We start from the raw sequence: 17,598 nt of genomic DNA, 5'->3' as shown, positions 1-17,598 counted from the left end.
GAGCTGCTAGCTGTCTCATGGCCACGGCCGACCCCGCAGTTGTGCCTGCGCTACTGAGTACTTATCAAATCATGTTGTGGTTTATAGGAGATAAAACCAGTGACTGAGTAGTACTAGTTCCTATCCTTGCAAAAGAAAAATCCGAACTGCCCTACACATTATCTAACGTAGGCGGCTGACAGTGGTAGGCGTAGCAATGAGACAGCCAGGCGCTCTTCCTGTCTGGCTCATTGCGGAAGCCATCCACCACCGCCGAAGTGGGGCCAATGACCGCCCCACTTACACTGCCAGTCAAACCACTACCTCTGCACAAAACAAGGAAAAGTAAGGAGTCGCAAAAAAACTACCCAACATCGTATCCTACTTACTTGTACGAACAAATTATCCACGTACTCGAAAAACAAGTACCCGAACTGCCCTACACACTATCTAACGTAGGCGGCTGCCAGTGGTAGGCGGAGCAATGAGACAGCCAGGCGCTCTTCCTGTCTGGCTCATTGCGGAAGCCGTCCACCACCGCCGAAGTGAGGCCAATGACCGCCCCACTTACTTTGCCAGTCAAACTACTACCTCCGCAAAAACAAAGAAAAGAAAAGCTTTAGTAGAACAACAACCCAATACCGTTTATTACACACTTTTAAAGCATCAGAAAAAGTTCTAACATTAAAAAGACCATCCATAGAAATTAATCTAGGACAGCCTCACTTCACTTATGAACCTTTGCCATTTTGTACATCCTTAAACGTTAGACCAGCCTCTTGTAAATCACGTGTTCTGTGCGCAATTCTAGACGCCGCACACGCCGCCACACTGGCCACTAGATCATCCAAGAACGTATGGATACCAATTCCCTTTTTTGTATCCAACTCATTAATGATCCCTACTTTGTTCTTATCCAAGTGACCAAATGTAGTCACTGCGATTGAACCGTATGTGTAGACTGCACCCAATGCAATCGTTTCATCGACTCCGAATAAACCTTCGTCTGATTCAACGATTTGCTGAAGTGGCTGCGATAGCTGACCTCTTTCAGCCATTTCATCCAATTCAACACCAACCAGTATCGCGTGCTGCAATTCACGTTTGCGAAGAACACTTTCTACTGAGTCGATACACTGTTCGAGTGACAAGCCTTTGTTATAGGGTACTTGCAATTCATAAACAATTTTTGCGATATCTTGAATTTTAACTCCACGACGGATCAGCGCGTCTTTTGTTGCCGCTGTCACGACGTCTGAATGAACAATATTCTTACCTTCATCCATACTATTTCCCCTCTCTCTTCATACGCAATAGTTTTCACTAGCTTTACACTGTTATTTATCGGTATGATATTTACTAAGTGTACATTAATTATGGAGGTCCTACAAAATGAATCCAGGAAAAATTGAAGAAATCCGTTTTTATAGTAATGAACTACAAGAAGAAATGGAATTGTTGATATATTTACCATCCCGCTACTCCCCTTTGTACAAACATAATGTCATGCTCGTCTCAGATGGGAAAGATTATTTTCAATACGGACGGATTGGACGGATTGCTGATGAATTAATGGAAGAAGAAGAAATTGAACCTGTCATCATTGTAGGTATTCCATACAAAACGGTGCAAGAACGCAGACGTATGTATCACCCAGAAGGTGACCGACACAAGGCGTATATCCGCTTTTTAGCACACGAGTTAATTCAGTATATTGATGAAACCTATCCAACATACCAAATGGGATCTTCGAGAACGTTAGTTGGTGATTCGCTGGCAGCATCTATTTCATTATTGACTGCATTAAAATACCCTAATTGTTTTGGAAATGTCGTATTGCACTCACCTTTCGTGAATGAACAAGTACTCGAAGCGGTCCAAGCTAATCAAAGCCCAGCAAATCTTTCTATATACCATGTAATTGGTGATAAAGAAACGTACGTGCCAACCACGGCTGACGGCAGACTCGACTTTCTGACGCCTAACCGAGAGTTGCATAAAGTAATTAAAGAAAAAAGATTTCCTTACTTTTACGAAGAGTTGGATGGCGATCATACTTGGAAGTCATGGCAACCAGATATTCGCCGTGCGCTGATCGAAATAAATAGTCTTTAGTATTGGAAGAGGACAAGTCAGACTATTTTCTGATATACTAAAATAGATGTACCTAAAATTCAATCAATTTACAAGGAGGCAATCTTAAATGAAATACGGTATTGTTGCATTCCCTTCAAAAAAGCTTCAAGACTTAGCAAATGGTTATCGAAAGAGATATGATCCACATTACGCGTTGATTACACCTCATATGACGCTGAAAGATCCGTTCGAAGCAAATGATAAGGAAATTGAAGAAGTAGCAAAAGCGTTAAGAGAAATTACCATCAAGAACCATCCTTTTGAATTGAACGTTACAAAGGTCGGTTCATTCGCACCGACTACGAATACGATTTACTTTAAAGTTGTACCAAATGATGAACTTCTTGCTTTGCATAAAGATTTAAATGTGAATTTCTACCACGATGAAAACAACTATGCTTTTGTTCCGCATATTACAATTGCACAAAAATTGAGTTCCGGTGAACATGACGATGTGATAAACCAAATGAAAATGGTAGGTGTCGACCATTCGGAAGTCATCGACCGTATTCACATGCTTTATCAACTAGATGACGGATCGTGGACAGTGTATGAAACATTCCGTCTTGATCGTGAGTCTTAATTTGCAGATCACAGTGAAAATCGTCACAGATGAAAAGGGTCGCCAGGATGCTTATGCAGTCCGCCAGAAAGTATTTGTGGAAGAGCAAGGCGTCCCCCTAATCCTTGAGTTAGACGAATACGATCAAGATGCCATCCACTTCGTCGCCTACGATGAAGCGGATCAGCCAATTGGCGCCGGTCGTATGAGGGGTCTGGTCAATGCACATGCGAAAGCAGAAAGAATTTGCATATTGCCGGAACATCGTGGAAAACACCTTGGTAATCTAATTATGAATGCATTAGAAGAACATGCGAGAAATAAATCTATGAAGAAACTTCTTTTGAATGCCCAGTCTTATGCTGTGCCTTTCTATGAAAAACTAGGCTATGTTGTCACTTCTCCTGAATTCATGGATGCAGATATACCTCATCGCGCTATGGAAAAGGATTTGCAAACTACATGATACTAAATAATTAAAATAACCCTAGCTGCTTCTAATAAGCAGTTAGGGTTATTTTAATTGTTTTAGACATATGCGTTAATCGCTTGACCTTTACCTACCACATCTGCAATTTCAGGTGAGAATTGGGCTGGATTTGGAGCAATAAATCCATTTTTCACTAAAGGCTGAGGTGCACGTTTTTTTTGTTGCTTCATCTGCTCTTCACGACGTCTGTTTTCATCTTCAAGAACGTCTTCCCAATAACTCGACTCCTCATTTGCCAGACGCACAGGACTCACTCGCCCGATATACGCAAAATTATGACGATCATTGTTCATACGTTCTGCATATTGTTGTGCTTGGTAATTTTGTATCGGTAATATATACCCCATGATGTGCACCTCCTTTTTTTCGTATACTGTCACTTATAGTATATCCACTTAGCAAGCATTATAAACCCATTTTTGAATATTTAATTATTTCCCGCCAAGCATTTGTGAAATATCATTTAGATTGAGTCCTCTACCACTTTTTACAATGGAATGGACCAATTCATCTTCCACTGATTGCGGCACATCTTTGTTTGCTACTTGGCTTACCTTTTGAATGATTTTTCTGACTTGGTTTTCATCTTTGAAATCTGCATATTGAATTGCATTCGCTAACGCAAAAACTTCTTCCATTGGCACACCGGTTTTGGATTCTATTTTTTTAAAGAATGAATCATTCATATTCAGTTCTCCTCCTTAGAAATAGCTTCTGCCTACAATAATCAATAAAATAAACAGAACTACAATCAAGACGAATGAAGAACCGCCATAATTCACACCGCATCCTCCGCCGTATCCGTAACCACCTTGACCATGACCTTGTGATGGATAACATCCGTACATGAAAAACCCCTCCTTCCTATCTTCTCTACTATATGCAGAAAAGAATGAATTGGAGAGGGCGTTTAAGTAATTTAGACATTTCCTTTTGAAGTAAAAAGCAAGGCACCGATCAGACCGAAAATGATCGCCGCACTGATTCCTGAACTTGTCACTTCGAACATTCCAGTTACTACACCGATCAGACCGTGTTTCTCTGCTTCCGCCATGGCGCCGTGTGTCAACGCGTTACCGAATGAAGTAATGGGAATCGTTGCGCCCGCACCAGCAAAATCAATTAAAGGTTCATACCAGCCAATGCCGTCCAAAATTGACCCTGTTACTACCAATGAAACCAATGTATGAGCAGGCGTTAATTTGGCAACATCTATTAATAATTGTCCAATGACACAAATTAAACCACCTACTATAAATGATGTGATGTATATAGATATCATTCTGTTTTCACCTCATCCATTGACAGTTCAATTGCATGCGCAATACACGGAATTGTATCCCCTTGTTGAAATGACAACGGAGATAGTAAAGCACCAGTTGCCAATAATAAAACCCGCTTATACTCTCCCGTTAGCAATTTTTGATAGACATCGGAAAGAAATACGGCTGCTGAACAACCAGATCCACTTGCTCCCGCCTTGAATGACGGATCATTCCCATAAAACTCTTCTCCGGCATCACGAAAGTTCTTCGTATGCGGTAACCCATTTTCATTTGCTAGCGCTTTAAATATGTTGAATCCATTACTTCCTAAATCTCCAGTGATGATCGTGTCATAGTCATCGATTGTCCGATCATGTCCCGTTAAATGATTCATCAATGTATCACTAGCCGCTGGTGCCATCGCAGATCCCATATTGAGCGGATCTGTCATCCCCATATCTATCACTTTACCTACAGTTGCACAAGTAATAACAGGAGTCCCTTGTTTATGTTGTCCGATTAATACTGCACCAGCCGCCGTGACCGTCCATTGCGCAGTTGCTCCTTTTTGCGAACCATACTCCAGTGGATATCGAAACTGTCTTTCAATTGCGTTATGTTGACTAGAAGATCCTGCTATGATCCAGTTTGCTTGCTTGGCATCTGCAAGTAATGCTGCAGTGATCATAGAAGAAACGGAAGTAGCGCATGCAGAAAAAAGACCGATATATGGAATAGCTAGTGCTTGAGCTGTGAAGTTAGATGGGGTCATCTGATTAACCAAATCACCCGTTAAGAAGAAATCAATTTTCTCTGGCTGTTTCTTCGCTTTACTAAGTGCGATCAACACAGCGTCATACATTAACTGCTTATGACCGTCTTCATTTGTCGGCAAATCACAACGCTCATCTTCATATACTTTATCGAATTGCTGCGCAAACACACTTTTCTTTTTTTCCAGTGGCCCCGCTGTTACACCTGTTGCATAAAGGCTTGGCTTGGACTGAAAGGTTAGCACTCCCCGCTTTACCATGAGACCACTCCAAACTTCACTAATATGGTCTTGATCAGGGCTACGACGAATGCCGAAAAGACACCAAATAAAATAACAGATCCCGCTAATTTAAACATATTCCCACCAACACCTAGTACATATCCTTCTGATTTATGTTCAATAGCCGCCGAAACGACGGCGTTACCAAATCCTGTAATCGGTACTGCTGCTCCCGCTCCCCCAAATTGGGAGATCTTTTTATATAATCCAAAACCCGTCAGCAACATCGCAATGAAAATCATCGTAGCAACTGTTGGATTACTCGCTGTACGTTCCGTAAAATCAAAATACGTAATATAAAAGAGTGCAATGAACTGTCCTATCAAACAAATCAAACCACCTGTCAAGAAAGCTTTAATTACATTTTTCAAAATGGGAGGTTTAGGTGATAACTCTTTCTCTATTTGGGCATACTTTTCTTGTTGCATTAGGTTTGCTCCTTTTCAATTGATTTGATTTTATCTATTTTCTTTCGAAAATCTTTTTCACCTTTTTTACGGATCAACTTCTCCGTTTCCATCAGGATTTTACTATCCGCTGACACCGTGATTTTCATGTCTGGATACTCCTTTTTCAATTTCTTTTGAATATCCGTAGCAATAGTTTTCTTTTTAAATCGGGAAAACGTATTGACACGAATCCCTGCAAGCAATTCATCTTCAAATAACAGCACCTTTGCTAGTTTCACATGTTTATTACGCATGATGACATTTTCTACTGAACGCTCATCATGCGAAGTAGTATTTTTAATATAGGTTCCTTTTTCACTGCAACCAGTAAGTAGACCAAGAATAATTAACAATATACTCAGCTTCTTCAAATGCAACGCCTCCCTTCTGTCTAGCATGTAACTTTTATGTCGCATTTATGCATGTTGAGGAAAGCGCCCTGTCATGTCGATTACCCATGCATAGAGTATAGAGAACGACAAACAGGAGGTGGACAATAGTGGGATGTGAAAAGAAAGACAGCAAACATGGTGGCTGTCATAAGTCAAATTGTATTTGTGAAGTAGTACGCTTTATCCAACGCGTCCAGAATACGTGTCCGGAAGTGGATTGTGTAGAGTGTGATACGGATTGCTTCATGGCGCCGCTTGGCAGTTTAGTCAGCCCGGTTAGAGGCCGCGTCAACACACGCGTGTTCAGTTTATTGACGGGTAACGGAGATTATTTCAAGGCAGTATTCCGAGGTGGCAATAAGCATAAGCCGTATCCTAAGATGACTAAAGACGAATCTATGGGTAATCAAAACCCGTCATCTTATTATCATACGAGCTGCGTTTCTGTATTCTTCCGCGTGCAGACGGTATTTGATTCGTGCTGTGCTACCATTCAAGTGTTGCAACCTTTATATAACGGAAAGCCGTTTGATATTACTACAGACGGAAAAATCTGTTATGAGAAGATTTGTAAGGTGAATGGTTTCGGACCAACGAATACGTGCTTGACTGTAGATTTAAGTTGTTTCTGCGGTGTTCAATGTATCGATGATGTATATATTGATTTCTGCGACGAAGCTTAATTTATTGCTTGCAATGCTAAATGGCGAATCCTATTTGATAGGGTTCGCCTTTTTTGATTTCGTGATAGAAATTGGGTGACGTGAAGACTCCGTTGATGGATAGAATAAAATGATGTAATAACAAACAAAAAAGCGAACCCGTTTAGCAGGTTCGCCTTTTTATTGTAAAAATTAAATAGTGAATGATTGCTGTTTCCAAAGGATATCTAAGATTTCTTCAATACGAACCGATGTGATTTCTTCGTTTGTCTTAATCCATACCATTTCTTCTTCTAGATCGTGGAGCTTGCCTTTGATTTTTCCGGTTTCGGTGACGATTTCTAATGGGGCATATAGTTCTTTGCGAAATGGGTGATGTAAGTATTCCAAACTTTTGCGGATAGGTTCGGCTGCAGCTTTTTCTTGTTGTATTTCTGGTAACTCTTGTGTCGGTTGGATTTCAGGGATGCTTGTGGGTTCTGGTCGCTCTATTTCCCTTGAATGCTCCAGTTCAAAGACCGATGTGCTTTCTTCTTCTACGATAGGCGTATACCGATATTTTCTTATGATGGGGCTTGTGATAAACAGCAATGGCTTTTCATGACGCATTTTCATCACTTCCTTTTAGATAGCATATGTGAGCTAATCGCCTAAGGTTCCAGAACAAAAAAAACAGTATTCCTAGTTCATAAAGAACTTAGGAATACTGTCGCTAGGCCTAGATAGATAACGACACTGATGACGTCGTTAAGTGTTGTAATAAATGGTCCTGAGGCAACAGCCGGATCCACTTTGAGTTTATGCATAAATAACGGAATGAATGATCCTGAAATAGTCGCAACGAAAATAGAAACCAACATCGCTGCTCCTACTAGTAAAGCGATAACTAATTCATGCTTCCAGATAAAGATTAATAGAACGACGAATATTGCACAAATGACACCCGTAATAATTCCAGTTCCTGCTTCACGTATCAGCAACTTGATTTTACTTTCATCTTCAATGTCACGTGTAGCGATACCGCGAACCGCAACAGCAAGTGACTGCGTTCCACTGTTTCCGGCAGTTCCGGCGATCAAGGGGATAAATGCTGCTAATAGAGCAACTTTAGAAATCGTCTCAGTAAATAAATCTATTAAGTTCGCTGTCAACATTCCAAGCACTAATAAAATAAGTAGCCAAGGAATCCGTTTTTTCGCAGCAGAGAATGGGTTTTTATCAAATGTATCCATTGTCGAGACACCGGCAAGTTTAGAATAGTCATCCGATGCTTCTTCATCAATAACGTCGATAATATCATCGACAGTGATAATCCCTAGAATATGTTGTTGGAAGTCGACAACCGGAACAGCCAAGAAGTTATAATCCTGTATAGTTCGGGCAACGTCTTCCTGGTCATCTGAAACAGATACACTCACTAGACGATCACTCATAATGGAGCGAATCAATGTATCTTCATCTGCAATAATCAAGTCACGTAACGAAACAACACCCGTTAGACGCTGGAAATCATCTACAACGAAAATATAGTAAATCGTCTCAGCGCTTGGTGCTTCACTTCGCAATATTGTCATAGCCGAACGAACTGTAGAATTTTCGGATACCGTGACGAATTCTGTTGTCATGATCGAACCGGCTGTATATTCTTCATAATGCAGTAATGCTTTAATTTGTACAGCAGCTTCTTTATCCATCAACGTTAAATAGCTGACGACTTTCTTTTTATCAAGTTCTTTCAGGACATCTACCGCATTATCCACAAACATGTATGAAATCATCTCTGCGGCATATGTCGCGTCCATCTCCTCAAGGAACTCTTCATATTCATCTTCCTCAATTTCACTTGTTTCAAATATCTCCGCAAGTTCTTTTGGTGATAGATAAAAATACATCAGTTCCCGAAGTTCTGGACCAACTTCTTCATAAAAAATTGCCCGATCGTATGGATGAAGTACTAGATATTCTTGTCTAAATGAATGGATATCTTCGTCACTCAGCAATCTACGCAACTTATCTTCATCCAAAACGACTTCACTTTTTATTTGTTCTGGTTGAGTAGTCATGATTTCACACCATCCCTTCTGCACTTACCGTACGCGAAAACATACCATTAAGTTCTTTTATATTGTACCTATTATTTCACATAAGAGAGTTGTTGCTTAGAGTATTCGCATACTTGTTGACTTTGCCGTAAATAGTATTGCATATCTTCCGGCAGTGAACTAGTAAAATGCATTCTCTCTTTCGTGATCGGATGAAGAAAACTGACACGTGAGCAATGCAATGCTTGGCGCGGGAACATCTCTTGATCCGCACCATACAAATCATCTCCTACAAGTGGATGACCTAGCCATTGTAAATGCACACGAATCTGATGCGTACGTCCTGTATGCAATGTCAAATCTATACTGGAGAAATGATTCGCTCCATTTCGATAATGCGCATTTACTGACACATCCGTTTTTGAGTACTGGCCATCTTCCCGGACAATTCTTTCAATAATACTCCCCTCTTTTCTTCCAATCGGTTGTTCGATCGTCAAAAATGATGGGGTGATTATACCTTCTGCGAATGCCGTGTATTGTCGTTGAAATAAATCTTGCGCCATTTGTTGGCTCAATACATGATGAATATGACGGTTTTTCGCCACACAAATAATACCTGATGTATCGGTATCAAGGCGTGTCACCATATGGGCTGTAGATAGAATGCCTTCTCTTAGAAATTTTCCACAGACAAAATTCGCAAGCGTTCCAGTAGGATGATTGCGGGAAGGTATTGTGCTCTGTCCAGCTGGCTTATCGAGAATCAGAAGGGTTTCATCTTCATATAAAATAGATAATACTCCATCTTGCGGAGTCAATCCGTCACTTATTTGCTCAGGAGGAAACGAAACAGTTATCCGGTCACCTATCTGAAGCTTATATCGCACGTTTTGAGGCTGGCCATTCACCAATATCTCTCCGCCACGATATTTAATAGCCGTCAATGTAGTTTTGGAAATTTCATGCTGCGCTAGAAACTCACGAAGCAATCCACTTTCCTTCGCAACAAATCGTAATTGAAATGGTATGTTAGTTTTTCTTTTCATCATCTTCTCGTTCATAGATTAAATCACTCGCGATAAATGACTCTTCAACACGTTTCCAGAATGGGAATGGACGGAAGCGCGCAAAGCCCATTTTTTCATTGGATACTTTGTACTCAATGGATTTAACATCTTTATGAAGAAGCTGTAAATGATCGACAGTTACCATGAAATCCGGTCCTTTTACAGGTGTCAATGTACAAATATGGTGATCCGGTAAAATAAGTGGTGAACCTACCGTACGGAATACACGATTGTTAATCGAAGCCATTTCTGTCAGCTGCATAGATGGTAATGAAGGATGAATTATGGCACCGCCAAGTGATTTACTGTAAGCAGTTGATCCCGATGGCGTTGACATGCAAAGCCCGTCTCCTCTAAAGCGTTCGAAGTGTTCTCCGTTTAACTCAACGTCCATCACCAAAGTAACTTCAGGTGATTTTACTGTCGATTCATTCAGCGCTAAATACGATGCGCTTTTTTCAGAATGTCGATAATTGATCGTCACTTCGATCAATGGATACTCGATTACTTCGTATTCTTGTCTAGCGATTAGAATGACCAACTTTTCTATTTCGGAAGGTTTCCAATCCGCATAAAACCCTAAGTGACCTGTATGAATTCCAACAAAAGACGTTTTATCCAAGCGATGTATATATTTATGGAAAGCATGCAATAACGTACCGTCACCACCAATAGACAATACAATATCCGGTTCTTCCTCATCATATTTCAAACCAAAATCGCGTAAATACACGCGAGCTTCTTTCATTAGTTTATTGGAGATCTCATCATTCCGCGATTGAATTGTGAATTTCATTACGTCACTTCCATTCTTTTTGTGAAATTCTTTTGCCATATATCAATTCACCTTTTCCAGTATCGGTTTGAAGATATCTTCGACAGCTGTACTGAATTCCTCGCCATAATTATCATTTCCTTCAATATTGAAAATAAGCGCCTGCATTTCTTCTGCAGCACCTGTTAATGGTATTTTCTCATCTTGCCAAATCAACACAGGCTCTGCTTGTTGTAACAGCATATCCACTAACCCGTTCCAACTATCTTTCGGGAAATACGCATAGCGATAGCCAGCATCGTGATCGAAGATATAAACGAACGATTGTCGATCCGTGTCTGTCAACATTTTCCCCGTTGGAGAACCTAACGGCCACTCTGCCTCAGGATTCAATATAAAGTGAACTTCATTACCGTTCGTACGTGTTTCAATGATTTCATTTTTCATATCCAAGACATCCACTTCCTTAATATAAGTCTTTACGTTTAGTCTACCATATGCCACTCATAGTTGCATTTTGTTATTGTGGATTATGGTAAGAAAGTTGGTATAATAGATATAATAAATCAATCCATATACGACTTTAAAAATATAGGGGGAAAACGTATGAATCTTGACCCACGTAACACTCGGTTGCTCCTAGAAATAAACACCTTACAAACTCTTGGAGCGGTTCAGTCCTTCAGTAGCAATCCATCTACCGGCTCCAATGAATTCCAAATGATGTTGACGCAATTGATGGCGGGAAATAATATGAGCCCAGAACTCGCAAGTCAAGCCGAGCAACTGCTCAGCCAAGGCACGAGCGCAACTTCATTCAACTTTTCCACAAGCCCAGTTGAAACTGTTGCCGCTGTAGCACCCACTACGTCTACACCTACAACAAACAATCAATACGCAGACATTATCAAACAAGCAGCAGACAAATACCAACTACCCGAAAAATTGATTGCCGCTGTCATCAAGCAAGAATCCAACTTCAAAAGCAACGCAAAAAGCCACGCTGGCGCAGCCGGTCTCATGCAACTAATGCCAGGCACAGCCAAATATCTTGGCGTATCCAACCTAATGGATCCCCAGCAAAACATCATGGGCGGAGCCAAATACCTGCGCAAAATGCTTAACCAATTCGGCTCAAATGAAATGGCACTAGCAGCCTACAACGCAGGTCCGGGGAACGTAAAAAAATACGGAGGCATCCCCCCGTTCAAAGAAACACAAAACTACGTAAAGAAAGTCATGAACAACTATCACCAAATGATCTAACATTATCAATTTCAACTTGTCATTGTGTTTTAATAAAACTCTCCCGTTGCTCTGCGTTCCAGGCGGACCCTCCCAACCCCGTCCGCCTGGAACGCAGAGCAACGGTGTCTTCCCCTCACTACTTGTCTCTTAAGCCCCTGTATTAAACGTTTTATCAGTCTCTAAATAACGAATCTGTAATATAACAACAAACAAAATAAGTTCTTTTATTTGTATAGAAATTCGTTCATTGATAGAATAAGGACACAGATGAACGAAGGGGTGTGAATGCAATGACTCGAAAACCTGTCATCCCTTATGAGGAGATCGGCGAGAAAAAACTACACGAACTGATTGATACATTTTACGAAAAAGTGGCTGTTCACCCAGACCTCATACCAATATTCCCTGATGATTTGACAGAAACTGCCCGGAAACAAAAACAATTTCAGACACAATATCTAGGCGGCCCGAATCTGTTCACAGAAGAACACGGTCACCCTATGATGAAGGCCCGACATAACCCTTTCCCTATAACACCTACACGCGCAGAAGCATGGCTAGCTTGCATGGCGGAAGCGATGGATGACGTAGGACTGGAGGGTCCACTTCGGGAAGTCTACTATAAACGCCTTGTCTTAACAGCCAACCATATGGTAAATAGGAACGAGGAGGAAGATCAGTGAACTATCTAACAGTAATCGATGATACGTTACACTACTCTGCTTCAGTAAAGCCCATTGAACTCTATGTATTTTTAGATCCTTATTGCAAGGATTGTTGGTCACTTCAACCACTGCTACGTAAATTGCAAGTCGAATACGATCACTATTTCACGTTACGCATCGCGTTGAAGACTTCTATGACAAAATTGAACGTCCCGTCTCTACTTGATCCTAAAGATGCTAAAACAACCAAACGGTCTAATCCTTGTTTTCCTAGCATCGCGGTTAAAGCCGCTGAGTTTCAAGGTAAACGTGCCGGATTCCGTTATTTATCATCCTTGCTTGAGTACTCCTTTTTGAAAAAGCGGGATGTTGCTTCGTTTTCAGTACTTGTGGAAATTGCCGCACGTATTAATCTAGATGTAGATGAGTTTATAACAGATTTCACTTCAGAAGAGACTTTGCGCGCATTACAAGTCGATTTGTATTTAGGTAATGAAATGGAAGTAGACGAGGCGCCAACCTTCGTTTTCTTCAATAGTAATATTGAAGATGAAGGATTGAAAGTGAGCGGTCTCTACGACTATTCGATTTATGAACAGATTCTAGAGGAGCTTGTCGGAGGACAACTCCTTCCTGACGTACCACCTTCCATGGATTCGTTATTCACTCGCTTTGATCTGCTTACGACTAAAGAAATCGCAGAAATGTGTCGCATGACTGAAAAAGAAGCTGACCGCGAATTGAAGAAACGTATACTGAAACAAGAAATCGAAAGAGTCTGTGTACCAGAACGTACATTATGGCGTAAAAAACAACCTAACTGTTCATTAATTAAATAGCACTTATACTAGCCGAAGCCCTATTTGGAGCTTCGGCTTTTTATGTAGACAAAAAGAAAAGAGCATCCGCTCCTGGGGGGGAGTGAATGCTCTCTTTCAAAGGGAATGGGAGAAATGTTCACGTTCAAACAAAAGGGGTGTATGTTTGGTATGTGATTTATTCCACATTTACACCATATCATAAATGACAAATGACTTCAACAAATACTAACAGCTTTCATCCATATGTCATGATTTTCGCAAATGTCTGTCGAAACATGCAGTGAAATATTACCCTCTCTTTTCCAATAACTGTTCTAACTCGTTCAATCGTTCTTCAAATACTCTACATGCTTCTTCAATCGGCTTTTCAGATGTCATATCGACACCCGCCTTTTTGAGGACTTCAATCGGATAATCAGATGATCCAGCCTTCAGGAAATTCGTAATATATCGTTCTACTGCTGGCTCACCTTCTTCAAGAATCTGCTTGCTGAGTGCAACAGCTGCGCTATATCCTGTTGCGTATTGATAGACATAGTAATTCATATAGAAGTGAGGAATACGTGCCCACTCCATACCTATTTCTTCATCGCTAATAATAGCGTCCCCATAATACTTTTCATTTAACGCGTAGTATTCTTCTGTTAACTTTTCAGCCGTCAACGGTACCCCTTCTTGATCAAGCTTATGAATCAAATGCTCAAATTCCGCAAACATCGTCTGACGGAACACCGTTGCACGGAATCCATCGAGCCAATAGTTCAATAAATAGATTCGTTGATCTTCATCAGTCGTCACTTTCAGTAAGTGGTCATTCAACAACGCTTCATTTACAGTTGATGCTACTTCTGCTACAAATATAGAATAGCCACTATAAATAAATGGTTGATTCTCACGAGAGTAATAACTGTGTACACTGTGACCGAATTCATGAGCAAGTGTAAACAAGTTGCTTACGTTATCTTGCCAGTTCATCAAGATGTATGGATTTGTGCCATAGGTGCCAGATGAATAGGCTCCTGAACGCTTCCCTTTGTTTTCACGAACATCGACCCAGCGATTATCCAGACCTTCTTTTACAACTGCTTTATACCCTTCGCCAAGTGGATGGAAGCTCTCGAGCATCGTTTCTTTTGCTTGCTCGTATGTGAACTTCATTTCCGTATCCTCAACTAACGGCGTGTAGATATCCCACATATGCAACTCATCTAGTTTCAATACTTTCTTACGCAAAGCTACATAGCGATGCAATAAACCTAAATTCTTATTGATTGTAGACAATAGATTTTCATATACTTGCTCTGGAATATGGTTATTTGACAAAGCTGCTGCTCTTGCCGAACTATAATTCCGAATTCTTGCGCTGACATTATGACCTTTTACGTTACCACTTAACGTAGAAGCAAATGTATTCTTGAATTCACCATATCTTGAATACATCTCTTTAAATGCAGCTTCCCGCACTTTCGGATCTTTACTTTCAAGAAATTGTGAATAACGACCATGTGTCAATTGAACATCATTACCGTTTTCGTCTTTGACCATTCCGAAAGTCAAATCCGCATTGTTTAACATGCTGAATGTTTCAGAAGACTTCCCTGTCACTTCAGACAACTGCGCAATTAATTCTTCTTGTTCCGAAGACAAGATGTGAGCACGTTCTGCATTCAATTCCTCGAATTCCTGCTTATAGACTCGCAAACCTTCATGTGACTCAATCGTTTCATTCAGTTTCTTTTCATCGATAGAAAGCAACTCGGGTGTGAAATAAGATAATGCTGTAGATATTTTCACGACCAATGTTCTGATTCGGCCATCCATCGCTTGATAAAAACTATTTGTCGTATCTTGATCTGTTTTTAAATGAGCATACGTATATAGTCTACGGAGACGTTCTGCTAATTTATCACGATATGTTAACGCTTCAAATAATGGACGTGCACCGTTCCCAAGCGTACCTTTATAGTTTTCAGCTTCTTTAGCCATCTCTTCGACTTTTCGGTACTCTTTATCCCATGCTTCATCAGAAGAAAATATATCCTCCAAGCGCCAAGTTTCTTCTTCAGATACCTCATCGCGCGTCAATACTTTGTTTTCATTCGTCAATCCAATTCCTCCTTCAGCATTTACCGTTATTTGACTCTCTTGTATTTTCTCAATTCCTTGCATGCATTGCAAGAAATCTCCCTGAAAGTACTTCCAGTGTAAAATCTCTTCCAATGAATATATCGAGCCTGTAGATATCTATGCGCTGCTCTCTTAAGAAATCCATATAGTGTTCGCAAGCTTCCAACTGGAGTGTCGAGTCTCCTTCAAATGTCTTTACGAATGTACGGATAAGTGATCGATCCAGTTGAAAGGGTGTCCTCCTCGTTTGTCGGATAGCTGCAACAAGTAGTAGTTGCCATTCACAATCGGACTCACTAAATGCTTCTTGCCTGAATGTAGGAACGCCAATCCATGCTGGTAACTGAATCGGCTGTACACGCATTTCATAACAAGCACGCAAAAAGCGATGATGGATACCTCTTTGATTATACCCAATTACCGACCGAAGATACTTTCGACGCGCAGATTGATAATGACGGGTCAGTCCTTCTATATCTGTAGTCGACGGAGCAGCAGGGATAGCAAACGGAATGGTTTGATGCTTGATCCGCATGACAGAGTGACAGATCGCGAACGATGTACCACGAAGATGGATGAAATGACTTACATAGTGGAATTGCTGCTTCTGTGGATTATATGTCAGAAGGATCGTCAGAGTTTCTTTAGTGCTTGAATGAATTGGACGGATGAAGTGTTGTTGGAATTGAGAGAAACGATGAGTCAATACACATGCTGAAGAGTCTTGAATTTTCGGAGGGGTCAATAGGATCCAAATGGGTTGCATGTTTATGGAATGGTAGCCTGCATTGCGTTCAAGGATGAGTGCAATCGGTATCGTGCTGCACTGGAATTCAATAGGTACTTGCTGGTTTTGCCATGTGACTAGCAGGTCGGGTCGTTGCTGGATATCAGGCAGATAAGGTTCCATTTCCGTCTGTAGTTGCAGTTGTGAGAATAGTTCATAGAGTTGGATTTTACCGAGTAAATGGGTTGGGGACTCCCCTTCTGAAAAGCTGTCTCGGCAGTTGGTTTGTTGGTGGTGGGCAAAGTGCGGGATGATGATGTCGCCGACTTTCAGGAGTACTTGTTCTTTGCATTGTGGACAGTGAAAGGTTTCTGTTTTACGCCACTCTCGTAAGCTGTCAAGAGACGTCTGCCGTGTTAGCACGACTTGCTTCCCTTGGCTTGTAAGAGCTGTTAACAAGGCCTTCACACTCCTTCTCTTACATGATACGAATTTTATGATTGTTTGGCAAGGGGAATTTTTAGTGATAGATGAGGAGTTGTTGGGTCGTGGCTCGACTGGTTATCGGGGACTGAAGTTAGTGAGGGTCATGCTTTGGACCCGCGCAGGCACGTGGGGGATTGCCTCCAGCCATGAGCCAACTAGCGGTGGAGCTGCTAGCTGTCTCATGGCCACGGCCCGACCCCGCAGTTGTGCCCTGCGCTACTGAGTAGTGGTTGACAAGTTCAGTTGTGGTTTATAGAGGATGAAAACCAGTGAATCGATGATACCTATCCTCGGTTCTGGAAAAGTACGTAACAGATAGATTCGGGCGTTGCTCGAATTTGGCTTGGTTATTGAAAGTAGTGAGGGTCATGCTTTGGACTCGCGCAGGCACGTGGGGGATTGCCTCCAGCCATGAGCCAACTAGCGGTGGAGCTTTGCTAGCTGTCTCATGGCCACGGCCGACCCCGCAGTTGTGCCTGCGCTAATAAGTACTTACCAAGTTTGGTTGTGGTTTATAGTAGATCAAACCAGTGACTGGGTAGTACTAGTTTCTATTCTTGCAAAAGAAGAATCCGAACTGTCCTACACATCATCTAACGTAGGCGGCTGCACGTGGTAGGCGTAGCAATGAGACAGCCAGGCGCACTT

The 17,598-nt window shown here is 41.3% G+C and carries 24 protein-coding genes; 9 read left to right on the top strand and 15 right to left on the bottom strand.

The window, feature by feature from the left end:
• The first annotated feature begins 181 nt into the window (after positions 1-181).
• A complete protein-coding gene (locus tag Q7P97_RS05630; RefSeq protein ID WP_303967738.1) occupies positions 182-328 on the top strand; it encodes a hypothetical protein in 147 nt (48 codons plus the stop codon).
• A 120-nt stretch (positions 329-448) separates the two neighbouring features.
• A complete protein-coding gene (locus Q7P97_RS05625; RefSeq protein WP_303967735.1) occupies positions 449-661 on the top strand; it encodes a hypothetical protein in 213 nt (70 codons plus the stop codon).
• Between the two features lie 49 nt (positions 662-710).
• Here Q7P97_RS05625 and Q7P97_RS05620 read toward each other — a convergent pair whose 3' ends face one another.
• Positions 711-1,265 (bottom strand): phosphatidylglycerophosphatase A family protein, encoded by a 555-nt coding sequence (locus Q7P97_RS05620; protein ID WP_303967732.1) that lies wholly within the window; start codon positions 1,263-1,265, stop codon positions 711-713.
• Positions 1,266-1,371: 106 nt separating this feature from the next.
• On the opposite strand from Q7P97_RS05620, the gene Q7P97_RS05615 reads away from it, so the two are divergent.
• The 3 genes from Q7P97_RS05615 (at position 1,372) to Q7P97_RS05605 (ending at position 3,143) form a co-directional block, all read left to right on the top strand.
• Positions 1,372-2,094, top strand: a complete 723-nt coding sequence (locus tag Q7P97_RS05615; RefSeq protein ID WP_303967730.1) for an alpha/beta hydrolase-fold protein — start codon at positions 1,372-1,374, stop codon at positions 2,092-2,094.
• An 88-nt stretch (positions 2,095-2,182) separates the two neighbouring features.
• Complete coding sequence (locus Q7P97_RS05610; RefSeq protein ID WP_085428478.1) at positions 2,183-2,698, top strand: YjcG family protein; 516 nt, start codon at positions 2,183-2,185, stop codon at positions 2,696-2,698.
• Positions 2,667-3,143 (top strand): GNAT family N-acetyltransferase, encoded by a 477-nt coding sequence (locus Q7P97_RS05605; RefSeq protein WP_303967727.1) that lies wholly within the window; start codon positions 2,667-2,669, stop codon positions 3,141-3,143. The genes Q7P97_RS05610 and Q7P97_RS05605 overlap by 32 nt, the downstream gene beginning before the upstream one ends.
• 62 nt (positions 3,144-3,205) lie before the next feature.
• On the opposite strand, the gene Q7P97_RS05600 is transcribed toward Q7P97_RS05605, so the two are convergent.
• The 7 genes from Q7P97_RS05600 to Q7P97_RS05570 all read right to left on the bottom strand — a co-directional run bounded on the left by Q7P97_RS05600 (position 3,206) and on the right by Q7P97_RS05570 (position 6,306).
• On the bottom strand, positions 3,206-3,514 hold the full coding sequence (locus Q7P97_RS05600; protein ID WP_303967725.1) for a hypothetical protein: 309 nt from the start codon (positions 3,512-3,514) through the stop codon (positions 3,206-3,208).
• An 84-nt stretch (positions 3,515-3,598) separates the two neighbouring features.
• Positions 3,599-3,853, bottom strand: coding sequence for a stage VI sporulation protein F (locus Q7P97_RS05595; RefSeq protein ID WP_303967723.1), 255 nt, complete (start codon positions 3,851-3,853; stop codon positions 3,599-3,601).
• Positions 3,854-3,868: 15 nt separating this feature from the next.
• On the bottom strand, positions 3,869-4,015 hold the full coding sequence (locus Q7P97_RS05590) for a YjcZ family sporulation protein (RefSeq protein WP_303967719.1): 147 nt from the start codon (positions 4,013-4,015) through the stop codon (positions 3,869-3,871).
• A gap of 71 nt (positions 4,016-4,086) precedes the next feature.
• Positions 4,087-4,449, bottom strand: a complete 363-nt coding sequence (gene spoVAE, locus Q7P97_RS05585) for a stage V sporulation protein AE (protein WP_303967716.1) — start codon at positions 4,447-4,449, stop codon at positions 4,087-4,089.
• Positions 4,446-5,465 (bottom strand): beta-ketoacyl-[acyl-carrier-protein] synthase family protein, encoded by a 1,020-nt coding sequence (locus tag Q7P97_RS05580; protein WP_303967713.1) that lies wholly within the window; start codon positions 5,463-5,465, stop codon positions 4,446-4,448. Before Q7P97_RS05580 ends, spoVAE begins: the two co-directional genes overlap by 4 nt.
• Positions 5,459-5,914 (bottom strand): stage V sporulation protein AC, encoded by a 456-nt coding sequence (spoVAC, locus tag Q7P97_RS05575; protein ID WP_085428471.1) that lies wholly within the window; start codon positions 5,912-5,914, stop codon positions 5,459-5,461. Before spoVAC ends, Q7P97_RS05580 begins: the two co-directional genes overlap by 7 nt.
• A complete protein-coding gene (locus Q7P97_RS05570; RefSeq protein ID WP_303967707.1) occupies positions 5,914-6,306 on the bottom strand; it encodes a hypothetical protein in 393 nt (130 codons plus the stop codon). The genes spoVAC and Q7P97_RS05570 overlap by 1 nt, the downstream gene beginning before the upstream one ends.
• 128 nt (positions 6,307-6,434) lie before the next feature.
• Here Q7P97_RS05570 and Q7P97_RS05565 point away from each other — a divergent pair, with 128 nt between their 5' ends.
• Positions 6,435-7,010: a CotY/CotZ family spore coat protein gene (locus tag Q7P97_RS05565; RefSeq protein ID WP_303967705.1), complete on the top strand. Its 576-nt coding sequence runs from the start codon at positions 6,435-6,437 to the stop codon at positions 7,008-7,010.
• A gap of 171 nt (positions 7,011-7,181) precedes the next feature.
• Here the strand turns inward: Q7P97_RS05565 and Q7P97_RS05560 are convergent, their stop codons facing one another.
• The 5 genes from Q7P97_RS05560 to Q7P97_RS05540 all read right to left on the bottom strand — a co-directional run bounded on the left by Q7P97_RS05560 (position 7,182) and on the right by Q7P97_RS05540 (position 11,323).
• A complete protein-coding gene (locus Q7P97_RS05560; RefSeq protein WP_303967703.1) occupies positions 7,182-7,598 on the bottom strand; it encodes a hypothetical protein in 417 nt (138 codons plus the stop codon).
• A 77-nt stretch (positions 7,599-7,675) separates the two neighbouring features.
• Entirely contained in the window at positions 7,676-9,052 is a 1,377-nt protein-coding gene (gene mgtE, locus Q7P97_RS05555) for a magnesium transporter (protein ID WP_303967700.1), read from the bottom strand.
• A 71-nt stretch (positions 9,053-9,123) separates the two neighbouring features.
• On the bottom strand, positions 9,124-10,080 hold the full coding sequence (locus Q7P97_RS05550; protein ID WP_303967697.1) for an RluA family pseudouridine synthase: 957 nt from the start codon (positions 10,078-10,080) through the stop codon (positions 9,124-9,126).
• Positions 10,064-10,897 (bottom strand): NAD kinase, encoded by an 834-nt coding sequence (locus Q7P97_RS05545; protein ID WP_099626239.1) that lies wholly within the window; start codon positions 10,895-10,897, stop codon positions 10,064-10,066. The genes Q7P97_RS05550 and Q7P97_RS05545 overlap by 17 nt, the downstream gene beginning before the upstream one ends.
• Before the next feature lie 42 nt (positions 10,898-10,939).
• Complete coding sequence (locus tag Q7P97_RS05540) at positions 10,940-11,323, bottom strand: UPF0738 family protein (protein ID WP_303967740.1); 384 nt, start codon at positions 11,321-11,323, stop codon at positions 10,940-10,942.
• Positions 11,324-11,482: 159 nt separating this feature from the next.
• On the opposite strand from Q7P97_RS05540, the gene Q7P97_RS05535 reads away from it, so the two are divergent.
• The 3 genes from Q7P97_RS05535 to Q7P97_RS05525 all read left to right on the top strand — a co-directional run bounded on the left by Q7P97_RS05535 (position 11,483) and on the right by Q7P97_RS05525 (position 13,628).
• Positions 11,483-12,142: a lytic transglycosylase domain-containing protein gene (locus Q7P97_RS05535; protein ID WP_303967693.1), complete on the top strand. Its 660-nt coding sequence runs from the start codon at positions 11,483-11,485 to the stop codon at positions 12,140-12,142.
• Positions 12,143-12,414: 272 nt separating this feature from the next.
• Positions 12,415-12,807, top strand: coding sequence for a globin domain-containing protein (locus Q7P97_RS05530; protein ID WP_085428464.1), 393 nt, complete (start codon positions 12,415-12,417; stop codon positions 12,805-12,807).
• On the top strand, positions 12,804-13,628 hold the full coding sequence (locus tag Q7P97_RS05525) for a DsbA family protein (protein ID WP_303967688.1): 825 nt from the start codon (positions 12,804-12,806) through the stop codon (positions 13,626-13,628). Before Q7P97_RS05530 ends, Q7P97_RS05525 begins: the two co-directional genes overlap by 4 nt.
• A 270-nt stretch (positions 13,629-13,898) precedes the next feature.
• On the opposite strand, the gene pepF is transcribed toward Q7P97_RS05525, so the two are convergent.
• Positions 13,899-15,716 (bottom strand): oligoendopeptidase F, encoded by a 1,818-nt coding sequence (pepF, locus tag Q7P97_RS05520; RefSeq protein ID WP_303967684.1) that lies wholly within the window; start codon positions 15,714-15,716, stop codon positions 13,899-13,901.
• 49 nt (positions 15,717-15,765) lie between these two features.
• The gene (locus Q7P97_RS05515; protein WP_303967681.1) at positions 15,766-16,923 is read right to left on the bottom strand and encodes a competence protein CoiA; all 1,158 of its coding nucleotides are present in this window, start codon (positions 16,921-16,923) and stop codon (positions 15,766-15,768) included.
• Positions 16,924-17,598: the final 675 nt, after the last annotated feature.

Origin of the sequence: Sporosarcina ureae (assembly GCF_029267015.1) — a bacterium.
In the GTDB taxonomy this organism is placed as follows: Bacteria; Bacillota; Bacilli; order Bacillales_A; family Planococcaceae; genus Sporosarcina; species Sporosarcina ureae_D.
This window is presented reverse-complemented; position numbering and strand designations above follow the sequence as displayed.